The sequence below is a fragment of the Streptomyces sp. NPDC021115 genome, assembly GCF_044333065.1.
In the GTDB taxonomy this organism is placed as follows: Bacteria; Actinomycetota; Actinomycetes; order Streptomycetales; family Streptomycetaceae; genus Streptomyces.
Window position 1 is genome coordinate 20,945 of record NZ_JBIRQF010000033.1, and the last position, 15,176, is coordinate 36,120.

14 protein-coding genes and 1 pseudogene are annotated in these 15,176 nt (G+C 73.9%); 4 read left to right on the top strand and 11 right to left on the bottom strand.

Features of this window, described 5'->3' with window-relative positions:
• The 4 genes from ACH4TL_RS44615 to ACH4TL_RS44630 are packed head-to-tail and all read right to left on the bottom strand — an operon-like array spanning position 1 to position 3,311.
• A complete protein-coding gene (locus tag ACH4TL_RS44615; RefSeq protein ID WP_398331320.1) occupies positions 1-900 on the bottom strand; it encodes a DUF2797 domain-containing protein in 900 nt (299 codons plus the stop codon).
• Entirely contained in the window at positions 897-1,175 is a 279-nt protein-coding gene (locus ACH4TL_RS44620; RefSeq protein ID WP_398331317.1) for a DUF6332 family protein, read from the bottom strand. Before ACH4TL_RS44620 ends, ACH4TL_RS44615 begins: the two co-directional genes overlap by 4 nt.
• A gap of 56 nt (positions 1,176-1,231) precedes the next feature.
• Entirely contained in the window at positions 1,232-1,966 is a 735-nt protein-coding gene (locus ACH4TL_RS44625) for a maleylpyruvate isomerase family mycothiol-dependent enzyme (RefSeq protein ID WP_398331314.1), read from the bottom strand.
• A 49-nt stretch (positions 1,967-2,015) separates the two neighbouring features.
• Complete coding sequence (locus tag ACH4TL_RS44630) at positions 2,016-3,311, bottom strand: MFS transporter (RefSeq protein ID WP_398331311.1); 1,296 nt, start codon at positions 3,309-3,311, stop codon at positions 2,016-2,018.
• A gap of 17 nt (positions 3,312-3,328) precedes the next feature.
• Here ACH4TL_RS44630 and ACH4TL_RS44635 point away from each other — a divergent pair, with 17 nt between their 5' ends.
• Positions 3,329-4,555, top strand: a complete 1,227-nt coding sequence (locus ACH4TL_RS44635) for an ROK family protein (protein WP_398331308.1) — start codon at positions 3,329-3,331, stop codon at positions 4,553-4,555.
• A 16-nt stretch (positions 4,556-4,571) separates the two neighbouring features.
• On the opposite strand, the gene ACH4TL_RS44640 is transcribed toward ACH4TL_RS44635, so the two are convergent.
• Together ACH4TL_RS44640 and ACH4TL_RS44645 are read right to left on the bottom strand one after the other, a co-directional pair.
• Complete coding sequence (locus ACH4TL_RS44640) at positions 4,572-5,159, bottom strand: DUF4865 family protein (protein WP_398331305.1); 588 nt, start codon at positions 5,157-5,159, stop codon at positions 4,572-4,574.
• A 12-nt stretch (positions 5,160-5,171) separates the two neighbouring features.
• On the bottom strand, positions 5,172-5,768 hold the full coding sequence (locus ACH4TL_RS44645) for a TetR/AcrR family transcriptional regulator (protein ID WP_398331302.1): 597 nt from the start codon (positions 5,766-5,768) through the stop codon (positions 5,172-5,174).
• 130 nt (positions 5,769-5,898) lie between these two features.
• On the opposite strand from ACH4TL_RS44645, the gene ACH4TL_RS44650 reads away from it, so the two are divergent.
• Complete coding sequence (locus ACH4TL_RS44650; protein ID WP_398331299.1) at positions 5,899-6,189, top strand: SHOCT domain-containing protein; 291 nt, start codon at positions 5,899-5,901, stop codon at positions 6,187-6,189.
• A 238-nt stretch (positions 6,190-6,427) separates the two neighbouring features.
• On the opposite strand, the pseudogene ACH4TL_RS44655 reads toward ACH4TL_RS44650, so the two are convergent.
• Both ACH4TL_RS44655 and ACH4TL_RS44660 read right to left on the bottom strand, forming a co-directional pair.
• A pseudogene (locus ACH4TL_RS44655) lies at positions 6,428-6,943 on the bottom strand (ATP-binding protein); the annotation flags it as partial.
• A 186-nt stretch (positions 6,944-7,129) separates the two neighbouring features.
• A complete protein-coding gene (locus ACH4TL_RS44660) occupies positions 7,130-7,456 on the bottom strand; it encodes a hypothetical protein (protein ID WP_398331296.1) in 327 nt (108 codons plus the stop codon).
• A 205-nt stretch (positions 7,457-7,661) separates the two neighbouring features.
• Between ACH4TL_RS44660 and ACH4TL_RS44665 the strand changes: the two genes are divergently transcribed.
• Positions 7,662-8,762: a PLP-dependent cysteine synthase family protein gene (locus ACH4TL_RS44665; protein ID WP_398331381.1), complete on the top strand. Its 1,101-nt coding sequence runs from the start codon at positions 7,662-7,664 to the stop codon at positions 8,760-8,762.
• On the opposite strand, the gene ACH4TL_RS44670 is transcribed toward ACH4TL_RS44665, so the two are convergent.
• Together ACH4TL_RS44670 and ACH4TL_RS44675 are read right to left on the bottom strand one after the other, a co-directional pair.
• Complete coding sequence (locus ACH4TL_RS44670) at positions 8,763-9,233, bottom strand: SRPBCC family protein (protein ID WP_398331293.1); 471 nt, start codon at positions 9,231-9,233, stop codon at positions 8,763-8,765.
• A gap of 32 nt (positions 9,234-9,265) precedes the next feature.
• Positions 9,266-10,114 carry a DeoR/GlpR family DNA-binding transcription regulator gene (locus ACH4TL_RS44675; RefSeq protein WP_398331290.1) on the bottom strand — a complete coding sequence of 283 codons (849 nt, stop codon included), beginning with the start codon at positions 10,112-10,114 and terminating at the stop codon, positions 9,266-9,268.
• 557 nt (positions 10,115-10,671) lie between these two features.
• On the opposite strand from ACH4TL_RS44675, the gene ACH4TL_RS44680 reads away from it, so the two are divergent.
• The gene (locus ACH4TL_RS44680) at positions 10,672-12,753 is read left to right on the top strand and encodes a hypothetical protein (RefSeq protein WP_398331378.1); all 2,082 of its coding nucleotides are present in this window, start codon (positions 10,672-10,674) and stop codon (positions 12,751-12,753) included.
• Here the strand turns inward: ACH4TL_RS44680 and ACH4TL_RS44685 are convergent.
• A complete protein-coding gene (locus ACH4TL_RS44685) occupies positions 12,723-15,167 on the bottom strand; it encodes a right-handed parallel beta-helix repeat-containing protein (protein ID WP_398331287.1) in 2,445 nt (814 codons plus the stop codon). The two genes, ACH4TL_RS44680 and ACH4TL_RS44685, sit on opposite strands and share 31 nt — an antisense overlap.
• Between the last annotated feature and the right edge of the window lie 9 nt (positions 15,168-15,176).

Below are 15,176 nucleotides of genomic sequence, written 5' to 3' on the forward strand. Positions count from 1 at the left end.
TCAGAACAGCGCCTCGGGGCGCGCGGCCTCCCGCGCCGGAGCCTCCACCGGGGCCGTCGTCCCCGCGTCCGCCGGGGCCGCGCCGAGCGCACGGCCCGCCAGCAGACGGCCGTCCAGCAGCAGGGCCCGGCCGTCCGACGAGGTCAGATGGATGTCCGGGCCCGCCACGCCCTCGATACGCCCCGCCACCGTGCGGTCGGCGGCGAGCCGCACCACCCCTTGCACCGGACGCAGCCGCTCCAGATGGAACGCCTCGTCGTGGTGGACCGGCGCGAAGGCGGCGAGGGCCAGCGACTCCGGCAGACCGCCGAGCCCCCGCGCCCGCGCGTGCAGCGCCGCGAGCTCCGCGGCGCGGTCCTCCCGGGGCGGCGGGGCCTCGCGCGCGATGCGCTTGGCGGCGTACGGAAAGCGGTCCGGGACGCCGAGCGCGGCGCCCAGCACGGCCTCCGCGCGGCGCGCGGCCATCAGCGGGCCCCGGCCGAGCAGCGCGTACGACAGGGCGGCCTGCTCCAGCAGCCGTACGCCCTGCCGCTCGGCCGCCGTGATGCCGACCTTGACCAACCCCGGCCCGAACCAGGCGAGATAGACGTCGTACGGGCGGGGGTCGTCGCTCCGGGTGTCGGCGGCGACCGAGTACGAACGGTCGAGCCGGGCGCAGTCAGCGCACTGCGAGGAGACGGCGGACGCCGTCACCCCGGCCTCGTCCGGGCACGGCGTGTGCCGGGCGCCCCGCCACACCCCGGTGCAGTGGCGACCGGGCCCGGTGGTGAAGGCCAGCGGACGGTCCGCCGTCAGCGCGGACGTCCGCTCACCACGGGCCGGGTGGCGCCAGACCAGCGCGGGGCCGGAGCCGTAGGACCAGCGCAGCCCCGCGCACCACCACCGCCCGTCCCAGGTCATCCGCGCCCCTGGCGGGGCAGCCCCTGACGCGGTGGCCTCTGACGGGGCGGCAGCCACAGCACCCTGGTGACGCGGTAGACGAACCCCACGGTGGCCACCGCGGCCGCCGCCGTCCGCCACGCGGTCTCCTGCGCCCGCCCCAGCTCGCCGAAGAGCGCGGGGCTCGCGACGGCGACGAAGAGGGCGGCCGCCAGCAGCGCACCCGTGACGACGGCGAACACGATCTCCACGGTGAGCGCGTCCCGTTCGGCCTGGCTACGCGGTCCGGTCGTCATCCGGCATCAGTCCTCCGTCGTGTCCGTTCGCTGGTCGCTTCTCTCCCGGGAGCCGCTCACACGCGCGAGTGCTCCCGCCACACCTGCGCCAGCGACAGATCGCCCTTGCCGCTCAGCGCGCTGTACGGCAGCCGGTTCCACGCCACGAGATACAGCTCGCCGACCGGCCCCGTCAGCTCGCAGTCCGCGTCCCCCTCGGCGCCGCGCGTGGTGTGCGGGGGCTCCTCGGAGAGCTGCACCGTCCAGACGTCGTCGGTGTCCGTGGCCCGCAGTCGAAGCGTGCGCGGGGTGTCCATCCGCACCCGGCTGCGGTCCCTCCCGTGGAAGCGGACCAGCAGCTCGTCGATCCCGTCCACCGCGAAGCGCGGATCGAAGGGGGAGTGGTCGGCGCCCAGCGCCGATTCCGCGTCGACCCGGTGGATCGCCGTCTCATGCGCCTGGCGCCGGGCCCAGAACGCCAGCGGTGAGGGCGCGGGCAGAAAGGCGAAGGACTCCAGGGCCGGATCGGCGTCGCTCAGCGCCTTGACCAGCGCGCGATGCCCCTCCCGGTACCAGGCCACCAGCTCCGCGCCGTCCAGCTCCGGATCGTCGCCCAGCTGCATCCGCTCCTTCAGGCTCTCGGTGACGTACCGGGTCGCCCACCGGTGCACCCGCCCGGTGTGCGACAGCAGCTCCCGGACCTGCCATCCGGGGCAGGTGGGCACCCGGGCGTCCATGCCCGCCTTGGCCGCGGCGTCGGCCAGCAGCTGTCCCTCACGGTCCAGGACGTCGATCAGCTCGGCAATCTCCATGGCGGAATTCTGCCAGCCACCGCCGACATACGGGGTGACCTGGCCAAATTCAACCGTCCCCGGGGTGGGCGGCGTTGCGTGTGCCGTACGCGACGACCGCCGCGACCGCAGCCAGCGCCGCGACCGTGGTGAGGGCCGCGGGCAGCGAGAACCCGTCGGCGAGGAAACCGATCACGGGCGGGCCCAGCAGCATGCCGCCGTAGCCGAGGGTGGAGGCCGCGGCGACCCCGCTGGGGCCGGTCAGCGCGCCCGCCCGGGCGATGGCAACGGGGAAGAGGTTGGCCAGGCCGAGCCCGGTGACCGCGAAGCCGAGCAGGGTGAGCCAGACCGTCGGCGCGAGCGCGCCCAGCAGCATCCCGGCCGCCGCCGTGGCGCCGCCCGCGGTCAGCGTCGTGGTCTGGCCGAGCCGTTCGAGCAGTGCCGTACCGGACAGCCGCCCGATGGCCATCGTCAGCGCGAAGACGGAGTAACCGGCGGCGGCGACCCCGGCGGACGCGTCGAGGTCCTGGTGCAGATGGAGCGCGGCCCAGTCCGCCATCGCGCCCTCGCCGTACGCCGTGCACAGGGCGATCAGGCCGAATACCGCGACCAGCCAGCGCGCGCGGCCCGGCCGCGCCCCGCTGGATGCCTCGGCCGCAGGGCCCGTCCCGGTTTCGGATGACGAAGGCGGCGAAGACGACGGAGGCGGCGAAGACAGTGAAGACGGCGAAGGCCCCGGCACGGGCGACGGCGGCGGAATGGACAACAGGGTCCGGCCGGCGCCCGCCGCGAGCACCAGCCCGACGGCGGCCAGCAGCGCCAGATGGCGGGTGGGGGTGAGCTGGTCCGCGATCAGCCCGCCGAGCCCCGCCCCGGCCATGCCGCCCAGGCTGAACGCCGCGTGGAAGCTGGGCATGACCGGCCTGCGCAGCGCGGCGATGAGGTCGACGGCCGCGCTGTTCATGGCGACGTTGAGCCCGCCGAAGCCGGTGCCGAAGACCAGCAGCACCAGCCCGAGGGCGGTCGCGGAATGGGTCAGCGGCGGCAGCGTGACGCTGAGCGAGAGCAGCACGGCGAGGGCGACCGTGGTGGCATGGCTGCCGAAGCGGCGGCAGAGCCATCCGGTGGTCATCATGGTGGCCGTGGCGCCCACCGATACGCACAGCAGGGCCAGCCCCAGGGCGCCCGCGGAGGCGCCCGTCTGGTCCTTGATCGCGGGGATACGGGCGACCCATCCGGCGAACACGAAGCCGTCGAGGGCGAAGAACACGGTCAGGGCGGCACGGAGTTGGGAGAGAGCGCGCTCTGGAGCGGCGGTGCCGCGCTTCCCCGGAATGGCCGTCCATGTTTTGTTTGGTGTCGGCACAAAGTGAGAATAGGGGCGTGACCCAGACACGGACAAGGCTTGAGCGGGGCCGGGGCGCTCTCGGCCCGGCACTGGCGCTCGTACACACCGGCCGCGCGCCCACCCGCGCGGTGCTCACCACCGAACTCGGGGTGACCCGCGCGACCGCGGGCGCCGTCGCCGCCGAACTGGAGGCGCTCGGCCTGATCGAGGTCGATGCCCGCCCGCTCGGTTCCGCCGGGGCGCAGGGCCGCCCGTCGCACCGGCTGGCGATCGCCCCGCGCGGGCCCGTCGCGCTCGCCGCCCAGGTGCACGCCGACGGCTTCCGGGCGGCGCTCGTCGGGCTCGGCGGGAAGACCGTCGCCACCGCCCCCGGCTGCATGACGGTGCCCGCCGACCCGGCGCACGTCATCGACGCGGTCGTCGAGGCCGGAGCCCAGCTGCTGCGGGAGACCGGCCGCCGCTGTGTGGGCGCCGGGCTCGCGGTGCCGTCCGCGGTCGCCGAACCTGAGGGCACCGCGCTGAACCCGCTGCACATCGCCTGGCCCGCGGGCGCGCCGGTGCGCGAGCTGTTCACCCGCAGCCTGGCCGCCGCGGGCATCCACGGCGCGGACGGGGGACCCCTCACCGGGCACGCGGGCAACGACGTCAACCTCGCCGCCCTCGCCGAGCACCGGCACGGCGCCGGGCGCGGCGCCCAGCATCTGCTGTGCGTCGCCACCGGGCACCGCGGCGTCGGCGGGGCGCTCGTCCTCGACGGGCGGCTGCACACCGGCAGCGCCGGGCTCGCCCTGGAGGTGGGCCATCTGACCGTCAACCCCGAGGGGCCGCCCTGCCACTGCGGCAGCCGCGGCTGTCTGGACATCGAGACCGACCCGCTGGCCTTCCTCAACGCCGCCGGGCGCGAACCCGGTCCCGAGGTGTCCCTGCTCCAACAGGCCCGCGAGCTGATCCGCGACGACTACGCCGATCCGTCCGTACGGGCCGCGGCCGAGCAGCTGATCGACCGTCTGGGCCTCGGGCTCGCCGGGCTCGTCAACATCCTCAACCCCGACCGCATCATCCTCGGCGGCCTCCACCGCGAGCTGCTGGAGGCCGACGAGGAGCGGCTGCGGGCGGTCGTCGCCGAGCGCAGCCTGTGGGGGCGCAGCGGGGGTGTACCGATCCTGGCCTGCTCGCTGGACCACAACAGCCTGGTGGGCGCGGCGGAGCTGGCGTGGCAGCCGGTGCTGGACGACCCGCTGACGGCGCTGGGCGTCGCGTAGCCATGACGGGCTCACATCACCACTGACGGCCCTCGGGGAGCGCGGCCGTCCCCGGGGCCGAGAGGTGGAGCACCTGGCAGCGGTCGCCGGGCTCCTCGGGCGGCGCCGAGTCCGCCCAGAGCGTGAACCGCACCAGCTCCCAGCCGCGCGGGTCGATGCCGAGCGCCGCCGTGTGCACGCCGTCCGCGGCCGCCCGGTGCCGCAGCTCCTCCACCGCGCCCTCGACGGCGGTCGCGGGGTCGGCGGCGGCCGGGATGGGCTCGGTGTGGCGGACGGCGGTGCGCGGCGCGGCACCGGCGGCGGGGCCGCGGTGGAAGGCCAGCCCCTGCCAGTGCTCGACGGCGGGGCGGCCGAAGTCCTGGACGATGCCGCGGAATCCGGGACCCCACAGGAAGCGGTTCATGGCGTCCGGGGCGGCCCAGAGGTAGAACGGCGCGTAAGCGTTGACCGGTGAGCCGTCGACCCCGCGCTCGCGGATGGCGTACGCCTTGAGGCCGAGCCCCGGGAAGTCGTCCAGGAGCGGCCCCTTGGACCCCACCCGGCGCCGGATGATCTCCATGTCGTAGTCGGCGGGCAGCGTGATCCGGTACTGCATCGCATGCATGGGCGAACTCCCTCAGGCGGAAGGCGAATCGGCCGTCCGGTACGCGGCCAGCAGGGCGAGCAGCCCCTCCACGGCACTGTCGAAGGGCGCCGCCGACTCCGCCGCGCGGGCCAGCACATAGCCGCCCTGTACGGTCGCCACGACCGCCGACGCGGTACGTGCCGGGTCCAGGGAAGGCGTGAACTCGCCGCGCTCCCGCCCCTCGGCGAGGACGTCCGCCAGCCGCCCGCGCAGCCAGTCCAGCGTCTCGTCCACCGGCTGCCGCAGCACGGGATCGGCGATCACGTCCGGATCCATCGTCAGCCGCCCGATCGGACAGCCGCGCAGCACGTCGCGCTCGCGCAGCAGATAGCCGCGGACGCGGTCGTACGCGCCACCGGGGCCGGACAGCGTCGCCTCGGCGGCGGCCCGCAGTTGCTCGGCGGTGCGGCGGATGGCCGCGAGCGCGAGATCGGGCTTGCCCGTGAAGTGGTGGTACATGCTGCCCTGGCCCGCGCCCGCCCGCTGCTGGATCGCCTTGGGGCTGGTGCCCACGTAGCCGCGCTCCCACAGGAGCTCCCGGGCGCTCTCGATCAGCCGTTCCGAGGTGGTCATGCGGTCAGTGTACATACCAGTAGGTACAGAGTCGCGTACTCCCCGCGGACTACACGAACTGCCCTCGGTCGTACGACGACCCGGGCGCCGCCGGGCGGGACGCTCGGAGGCGAACCCTGCGGAACGACCGAGGAGCGCGATCACCATGAACACCCTGGCGCACGGCTTCGCCGACGGACCCGGACCCGGTCCGTGGATTCTCTTCTTCCCCCTGATGTGGGCGCTGGTCGTCGGCGGCGGGATCTTCCTGCTGCGGCGGACGGTGTGGCGCGGACGCGCGCCCTGGCAGCAGGGCCGCCCGATGCTCGGCGAGCAGTCTCCGATCGTGGTGCTGGGCCGCCGCTTCGCGGCCGGGGAGATCGACGAGGACGAGTACTGGCGCCGGCTGTCCGTCCTGGACGAGCAGTTCGGCCGTCAGGCCAAGGGCGCCCCGTAGAACCGGTCGGGCCGTCCCGTCCGCGTCGGGGGCGGGGCGGCCCGAATGACCGGTGCCGACGATCCGTTCAGTGGGATACGGCCGATCGGGCGGCCGGGGCCCGCTCCCGTACGGGCGGTGCGGGGGCCGCCGCCGCGGGGGCGGGGGCCGCCACGGGAGCCGGTGCGGATACCGGGGTCACCGGGGACACGGGGGACACCGGAGTCACTGGCGCGACCGGAGCGACCGGAGTCACCGGGGCCGGTGCGGAGGCCGGGACGGACGGTGCCGCCGGGCGGGACACGCTCGCGCGGTGCGGCGGCGTGGTGCGGCCCGCCGCGTACGCCGCGCAGGGCGAGCCGGTCACGGTGGCGGGCTGCGGCACGGCCAGGGTGAACCAGACGACCTTGCCGCCGCCGTCGTCCCGTACGCGCATCCCCCAGGTCTGGCTGACCGCCGCGACCAGGGCGAGCCCCCGGCCGTGCGTGGACGCGGGGTCGCATTCGCGGACCCGGGGCAGCCGCGGGTCCTGGTCGCGGACCGATACCGTCAGCTGGTCGAGCACGAGGGCGATCTCCACCGTGCACTGCTTGTCCGGCTCGGCATGCCGGTGCACATTGGTGAGCAGCTCGGTGACACCGAGCGCCGCCGGGTCGATGAGCGGATCCAGATGCCAGTAGCGCAACTGCGCCGACACGATTCTGCGGACCTGACCGATCCGCGACGGCAGGGCTTGCAGCTCCACCGTGCAATGCCTGCTAGGACGACTGATCACGGCTGCGACTCCCTGAAGAAGTTGGGGCTAGCCTGATGCAGATGCGGGCGACGAACGCGTGCGGCAGTGGTGGCAGCCGTGCGCGACCGGTGGGCCGGTTCTCAGCGTCACCGCTTGTTGACCCTCAGTGATACTGATGCTCGTCCAGGGTCGGTCCCTCCGCGCGCATGCGCAACTCGGCCGCCGTCACCCCTTGCGGACGCGCCCCCGGGCGGACCGGACGGCGTCGAGGAAGCGGCTGGCGGTGCCGGACCCGGAGGGCTTGGCCGTGTCGTGCTGGCCGAGGGTGAGGCGGTAGCGGGTGCCGTTGACGGTCGCCATGGCCTGGTCGCCGTCCACGAACCACGGCTTGCTCGCCCGGACCGACTGCACGGGGGCGCTGTCGATCTCGCGCCCGTAGCTGGTCAGCAGCTCGAGCCTGCCGTCCTTGATCGAGACCTGGCCGGCGCGGGTGACCGAGCGCAGGAATCGCTCGATCCGCACGCCCCTGGCGTTGAATTCGGTATCGGCCATCACGACCGCCTCCCCGGTGGCTTCCGACTGGCAAGCGCTGCTGCCTCATTCTCCCTGCTGCGCAGTGTGCCCGGGACCGGGCCGGGGCACCAGGGCGCACCGGGGTCCATTTAGGATCGAAATGGACCGAGTATGCCACTCGGACCGGGCACGGGGCACAAGCACGAGGAGCGGCGTGGACAGTACGACGCGGGCGGTCGTCGACATGGTTGACGTGGACCGCAGCGACCACGACTACCGGAACTGGCTCAAGGAGGCCGTCCGGAAAGTGCAGGCGGACGCCCAGCGTTCCGCCGATACGCATCTGCTGAGCTTTCCGCTCCCTGAGCGGTGGGGGATCGACCTCTACCTCAAGGACGAGTCCACCCATCCCACAGGGAGCCTCAAGCACCGGCTCGCCCGCTCGCTGTTCCTCTACGGGCTGTGCAATGGCTGGATCCGCCCCGGCAAACCCGTCATCGAGGCGTCCAGCGGTTCCACCGCCGTGTCCGAGGCGTACTTCGCGAAGCTGATCGGCGTCCCCTTCATCGCGGTGATGCCGCGCACGACGAGCCGGGAAAAGTGCCGCCTGATCGAATTCCATGGCGGCCAGTGCCACTTCGTGGACGACCCGCGGAAGATGTACGAGGAGTCCATCGCGCTCGCGGCGGAATCCGGCGGCCATTACATGGACCAGTTCACCTACGCCGAAAGGGCGACCGACTGGCGCGGCAACAACAACATCGCCGAGTCGATCTACCAGCAGCTGCGGCGCGAGCGCTACCCCGAACCGGCCTGGGTGGTCGCCACGGCGGGCACCGGCGGCACCTCGGCGACCATCGCGCGCTATGCGCACTACATGCAGTACGACACCCGGGTGTGCGTCGCCGACCCGGAGAACTCGTGCTTCTTCGACGGCTGGGTGCGCCACGACGCCCACGCGTGCAGCGAGTCCGGCTCCCGCATCGAGGGCATCGGCCGCCCCCGGATGGAACCCAGCTTCGTGCCCGGTGCGATCGACCGGATGATGAAGGTCCCGGACGCGGCGAGCGTCGCGGCCGTACGGGCGCTGGAACGGGTGATCGGGCGCAAGGCGGGCGGGTCCACGGGGACCGGGCTGTGGAGCGCGCTGAAGATCGTCGCGGAGATGGTGGCGCAGGGGCGCACGGGGAGCGTGGTCACGCTGCTGTGCGACCCCGGCGACCGGTATCTGGACAAGTACTACTCGGACGCCTGGCTGGAGGAGCAGGGGCTCGACATCGAACCGTACGCGAAGGCGATCGACACCTTCCTGACGACCGGCCACTGGCCGGGCGTGGGGGGCTAGTCAGGCCGTCGTCAACCGCCGGTCCAGGCACCGCACCGCGTCGTGGAACGCCTTCCGCAGTCCCGGGCGGAAGGCCCGCGCCGAGGCCCGTACGACCGCCGTGCCGTCCAGCGCGAACGTGTAGCGCACCACCGTGCCGGAGTGCCACGGCACCAGCCGCCATTCCTCCAGCAGCGCCCGCAGCCCCGGTACGTTCGTCTCGTCGACCCGGTACGCGTACCGCTCGCAGGGGTCCTTCGCCATGATCGTCTCGCGGAAGCGGGTGCCGCCCAGGAGGCGGATCTCCCGCTCCGTCCCGTCGGCCGACGGGCGGGCGTCGGACACCTGGTGGAACCAGCGGGGCCAGCCCTCGACATCGGCCAGCGCCCCGAACACGGCCTCGGGCGGCGCCGACACCTCGGCGGTGAAGGCGAGTCGGACCGGGGCGGTTTCGGTGTAGTCCAGCCCCACGGAACGCAACCGGTATGCCATGGGGCCACGATAGCCGCACGGCTGTCGCACCGTCAGATGTCCGACGCCGCCTCGGCCGGCTCGCCCGCCACCACCAGCCGCGGCAGATACTCGGCGATCTCCTCCCGCGCCCCGGCCGGCAGCCCCGGGTCCGTCACCAGCGCGTCCACCTGGTCCAGCGAGGCGAACGAACTCAGGCCCACCGTGCCCCACTTGGTGTGGTCGGCGACCACCACAACCCGTCGCGCGGACCGCACGAAGTGGCGATTGGTCTCCGCCTCCGCCAGGTTCGGCGTGGACAGCCCGGCCTCGACCGATATGCCGTGCACCCCGAGGAAGAGCACATCGAAGTGGAGCGAGCGCACCGCGGCGTCCGCGACCGGCCCCACCAGCGTGTCCGACGGGGTGCGCACCCCGCCCGTGAGCACCACGGTCGCCGCCCCGGGGCGCGGCGCGGCCCCGCCGAGCGCCGCCGACCGCTGCGCCGTGTAGAACACGTCCGCCACCCGGACCGAGTTGGTCACCACGGTCAGATCCGGCACCTCCAGCAGCTGCTGGGCCAGCGCGAACGCCGTCGTGCCCCCGGCCAGCCCGATCGCCGTGCCCGGAGTGACCATCGCGGCGGCGGCCTTCGCGATGTCCTCCTTCGCGGTCAGCTCGAGCCCGGACTTGGCCTCGAACCCCGGCTCGTACGTGCTCGCCTCGGCGACCGGCACCGCGCCGCCGTGCACCTTCTCCACCACGCCCAGCCGGGCCAGCGCGTCCAGATCGCGACGGACCGTCATGTCCGACACATTGAGCTTGCGGGTCAGCTCGTTGACCCGCACTCCACCGCGCCGTCTGACCTCGTCGAGAATCAGGGCGCGCCGCTGCTCGGCGAGGAGATTCTGGTTGTCGCTCACCCTGCCCGTTCCCTTCCGGTCGGCGCACGTCGCCCGCGCGGACATCTTCGCATGTGGGGCGGACAGCCGGTCCCCTGAGCGCCCGGGGGTTACGATTTCGCCACGCCCGGCCTGTCATGGTCCGTGACCCACCCCGTTGGGCACAATCCTGGAGCGAACACGAGCGGGCACCGGGACGGAACGGCCGCACGGCACACCGCACGGCACCGGGATCGGGGGAGACGGTGGCATCGACCACGGGTACGGGCGCATCGGCAGCGGGGGCGGACCGGGCGCTGGGGGCACCGCCCCCGCCCAGGAACGGTGAGCCGCCGCCCGATCTGGAACTGCTGGTCCACGGCGTCGGCGGCACCACGCCCCAGGAGATGCTGAGCGATCCGCGCACCACCGCGGTCACCGGCGACGAGACCGCCGCGGTCTACCGGCGCATCGACGACGTCGACGCCGAGTCGCGCCCCGAGGACTACCGGGACGCCCCGGTCCGCGAGGCGTACGTCTGGTCCAACCTCACCTCCGGCAACAGTGCCCGCGCCCTGTGGCTGCTCCTGCTGCCGTTCATGGTCGTCAACCTGGCCCACTGGATGCGCCCCGCGGCCGACCGGCGGGAGCGCACCGTGCGCACCTACGGCCTGCTCGTGCGGCTGGTCGCGCTCAGCCTGACCGTGCTGCTGATCGCCGGGGCCGGTGAGGTGGCCCTCGACCTGGTCGCCTGGCAGTGCGCGGGCACGCCCGACTGCTCCGACGGCACCTGGATGGGCTTCCTGTCCGCCGGGGACGACGGCTGGTGGAGCCAGCCCGGCCGTCGGCTCGCGCTCACCGCCGTCGTACCGGCGGCCCTGGTCGGCCTGCTGTGGTACCTGTCGAACCGCACCTGGAGCGCGTACGAGTCGCAGCCCCCGCTGGAGCTTCCGGTGGACGAGACCTGCCCCGAGTCGGGCAACAGCCCCGCGCTGTGCCTGCCGGGCTTCTGGTACGGCCGCCGGATCGTCGCCCGGCTGCGCGCCGCCCACACCGCCGCGGGCTTCCTGACGATCGCCGCGGCCGTCACCGCGGCCACCGTCGGGTACGACCGCGGGACGGACGGCAGCGCCCTGCTGGCCGCCGTGGGCTGGAGCCTGATCACCCTGGTGGTGGCCGGCGGGTGCGTGGTGGTGTTCGTGGTGTGCCACCGGGGCCGCAGCGAGACCAAAGTCGACAGCGGCCTGGACCGCCTCACCATCTCCGCGCTGCCCGGCGCCGCGCTCGGCGTGCTCGTGCTGTCCGTCCTGTACGCGGGCTGGTCACGCCCCGGCTGGGTCTCCCAGGACAGGCTCCCCGGGGACCAGACCTTCAGCGTGATCGCGATCGTGCAGGGCGCGCTCATCGTGGCCATCGCGGTGTGCGCCCTGGTCCTGTATCGGGAGGCGCCCACCGCGCGCACCCCGCTGCGCGGGCTGGCCGGTCCCGCCACCGCCATGCTCGCCTGCGGGCTCGGCTCGGTGCTCGCGGGCGGCGTCGCCCAGCGCATCGCCGACTGGCTGGACGGCGGCGCCACCCCGGGCGAGGGCGGCACCATAGGGCCGCCCATCCTGCTGTCCTGGTGGGCCACCGCCATACCGGTCCTGCTGCTGATGATCCTGCTGCTGGCCGTGATCTTCGCCCTGCGCGCCTGGCGGATACGGGAACGGCTCATCCCCGACGTCCTGGACAGCTACCCGGGCGAACCGGCCGACGCGGTGCGCACCCGCCGGATCGCCGGCACGATCGCCCGCGCCGGGCTCACCGACTCCACCCCCTGGCTGATCGGCCCCGTCGCCCTGTTCACCCTGCTCCTCGGCGGGCTCGCGGTCGCCGGGACCCTGGCCACCAACGAGGTGCCGGGGCGGGCCGCCGACGACACCCCGGGCATCGTGGACGCGGCCACGCAGACGGCCCAGGCGCTCGGTTCCTGGATGATGGGGTTCGCGGTCCTGATGCTGGTCACCTGGGCCCGCCGCGCTTACCGCAGCCCCTCGGCCCGGCGCACCATCGGCATCCTGTGGGACGTCGGCACCTTCTGGCCGCGCGCCGCGCACCCCTTCGCCCCGCCCTGCTACGCCGAGCGCGCCGTCCCCGACCTGACCTGGCGGATGGAGACCTGGACCCGCACCTACGGCGGCCGCCTCGTCATCTCCGGGCACTCCCAGGGCAGCGTGCTGGCCGCCGCCGCGGTCTGGCAGGTCGACGTGCGCACCCGCGCCCAGGTCGCGCTGCTCACCTACGGCTCACCGCTGGAGCGGCTGTACGGGCGCTGGTTCCCCGCCTACTTCGGCCCCGCGCAACTGCGCTCGCTCCACGGCGAGGTGCGGTGCTGGCGCAACCTGTGGCGCTACACCGACCCCATCGGCGGCCCGATCCGGCTGCCCGACGGCACCGGGCCCGAGGTGGACTGCGACGCCTTCAAGGACCCGCTCGCGTACGGCCGTACCGCCGAACACCCGCTGCCCGCACCGATCCTGGGGCACTCCGAATACCAGGCCGACCCGGCGTTCGACCGGGAACGGGCCGAGCTGCTCTCCCGGCTCCCCGAGCGGACCCCGGCGGACCGCGCTCCGGTACCGAAACCGGCCCGGAGCGATCCTCAGACGCCTCAGGGCAGTTCGGGCAGATCCTCCGGGTAGAGCAGGGTCAGGTCTTCGGTGGTCGGGTCGCCCAACTGGGCGACCCGGCCCGCGTGCCGCTCCACCATCGCCTCGAACGTCTGCCGGGCGGTACGGCCGTTGCCGAACGCCGGGCCCTTCGGGAGCACCGTGAAGTACTTCAGCAGCGCCTCCGACGCGCCCTCGCCGATGCGGTACTCCTGGTCGTCGGCCTGCTGCTCCACGATCCGCAGCAGCTCCTCGGGCGCGTAGTCCCCGAAGGTGATGGTGCGCGAGAAGCGGGACGCCACCCCGGGGTTGACCGACAGGAAGCGCTCCATCTCCGCGGTGTACCCCGCGACGATGACCACCACCGAGTCCCGGTGGTCCTCCATCAGCTTCACCAGGGTGTCGATCGCCTCGCGCCCGAAGTCCCGGCCGGAGTCCTCGGGCGAGAGGGCGTACGCCTCGTCGATGAACAGCACCCCGCCGCGCGCCCGGTCGAACGCCTCCTGGGTGCGGATCGCCGTCGAGCCGATGTGCTCGCCGACCAGGTCGACCCGGGAGACCTCCACCAGATGGCCGCGCTCCAGCACGCCCAGGGAGGCCAGGATCTCGCCGTAGAGCCGGGCGACCGTCGTCTTGCCGGTGCCGGGGGAGCCGGTGAAGACCAGATGGCGGCGGACGGAGGCGGCCTTCAGCCCGGCCTGCTGACGCCGCCGCCCGACCTCGATCATGTCGGTGAGGGCGCGCACCTCGCGCTTGACGCTGTCCAGCCCGACCAGCGCGTCCAGTTCGCCCAGCACCGTGGTGGAGGGCCGCACCGACACCGGCTCGGCGGGGGCGGCGGCCGCCGCCGCGGCCGGGGGCTGGGTGGCCCGCTGTGCCGGGATGCCGCCCAGCAGCCCGCCCGTCGAGGCGGCGGTCTCCACGGCGGGCGCCGGGAGGGCGGGGGCCGTCGCCGGGGTGGTGACGGCGCTGGTCGCGCTCTCGTCGCTGGTGCAGTCCTCGACGGCCGGGCCCGCCTCGGAGAACTCGTAACCGCCGCGCGCGCACCGCTCAGTGCGGCACTTGGTGAGGGTGGTGCGGCAGCCGTCGATGATGTGGAAGCCGTAGCCGCTGCTGCCCGTCACCCGGCAGCCGGTGAAGGTGCCGCGGCCCTCGGCCGACACGTAGAACCCGGCCTCCGTCGGCGAGGAGACCGTGGTGCGCTCGACCGTGGGGTCGGCGCCCTTGGTGACGATCACTCCGGTCGCGGCGCCGTCGATGGTGCAGTTCGCGAGGGTGCCGCCGCTGCCGTGGTCGCGGAACCAGGCGCCGGTGGCGGCTTCCCGGATGCGGCAGTCGTCCAGCTGCGCGGTCGCCCCGTCGCTCACCGACACCGCCGTGTTGCGCACCTGCGCCAGATCGCTGTCGACGACGTCCACGCGCGAGCCGCGGTCCAGGACGAACAGTGCGTCGGGGACGTCGCGCACCCGGCACGAGTCGAGCACGGCCGTGGCGCCGTCGCTCACCCACACCGCCGGATAGTCGCCGGTGCTCTCGTGCAGTTCGCACTGGTTGGCGTCCACCCGGGTGCCCGGGTCCCACACCGAAAGCCCGTTGCGCCCGAACCGGCGCACCGTCGAGCGGGTCAGCGTCAGCACCGAACGGGACCGCAGGTCGACCGCGTTCTCCGGGACGTCGTGGATCTCGCAGTCCGCGAGCGTCAGCACGGCGTCGGTGTCCAGGTTGACGCCGTCGCCCGTGGTGCGGTGCACCCGGCAGTCGGTGAGGTGCCCGGTCGCCCGCGAGGAGACCGTCACCCCCGCGCCCCGGATCTCGTACACCTCGCAGCCGACGGCCTCCAGCGAGCTGCCCTCGCCGGTCAGCGCGACCCCGGCCCCGGACGCGTGGTGGATGCGGCACCGCTCCAGGCGCGGGCGGGCGCCGCCGCGCACCGCGACCCCGGACTGTCCGGCCGCGACGACCTCGCAGTCCTCGAACACCCCGCCCGCGCCGTCCAGGACGCTCAGGCCCACGCCCGCCGGGTTGTCCACGGTGCAGCGCCGCACGGTCGGCCGCGCGCCGCCGCGCACCTCGATGCCTACGGCGGAGCGCGTCGCGACCCGTACGTCCGACAGCTCCGGGGTGCCCTCCTCGACCAGCAGCGCGGGCGACGCCGAGTCCATGCCCTCCACGTGGAGGTCCTGGACCACGGCGGACGCCCGTATCGTCAGCGCGACACCGTCCGCGGGCGCGATGCGCACCGAACCGCGCGAGGAGCCCTCCGGGCCGCGCAGGGTGACGGCCCGTCCCACCACGAGATTCTCACGGTAGGTGCCGGGCGAGATGGAGAGCACATCGCCGTCCCCGGCGGCCTCCAGGGCCGCGGCGAGGGAGGCGTACTCTCCGGTGCGGCGCCGCCACCGCGACGTTCCGCTGTGCGTCACCTGGACGACCGAGCCCTGTGCCATGGTGCTGCT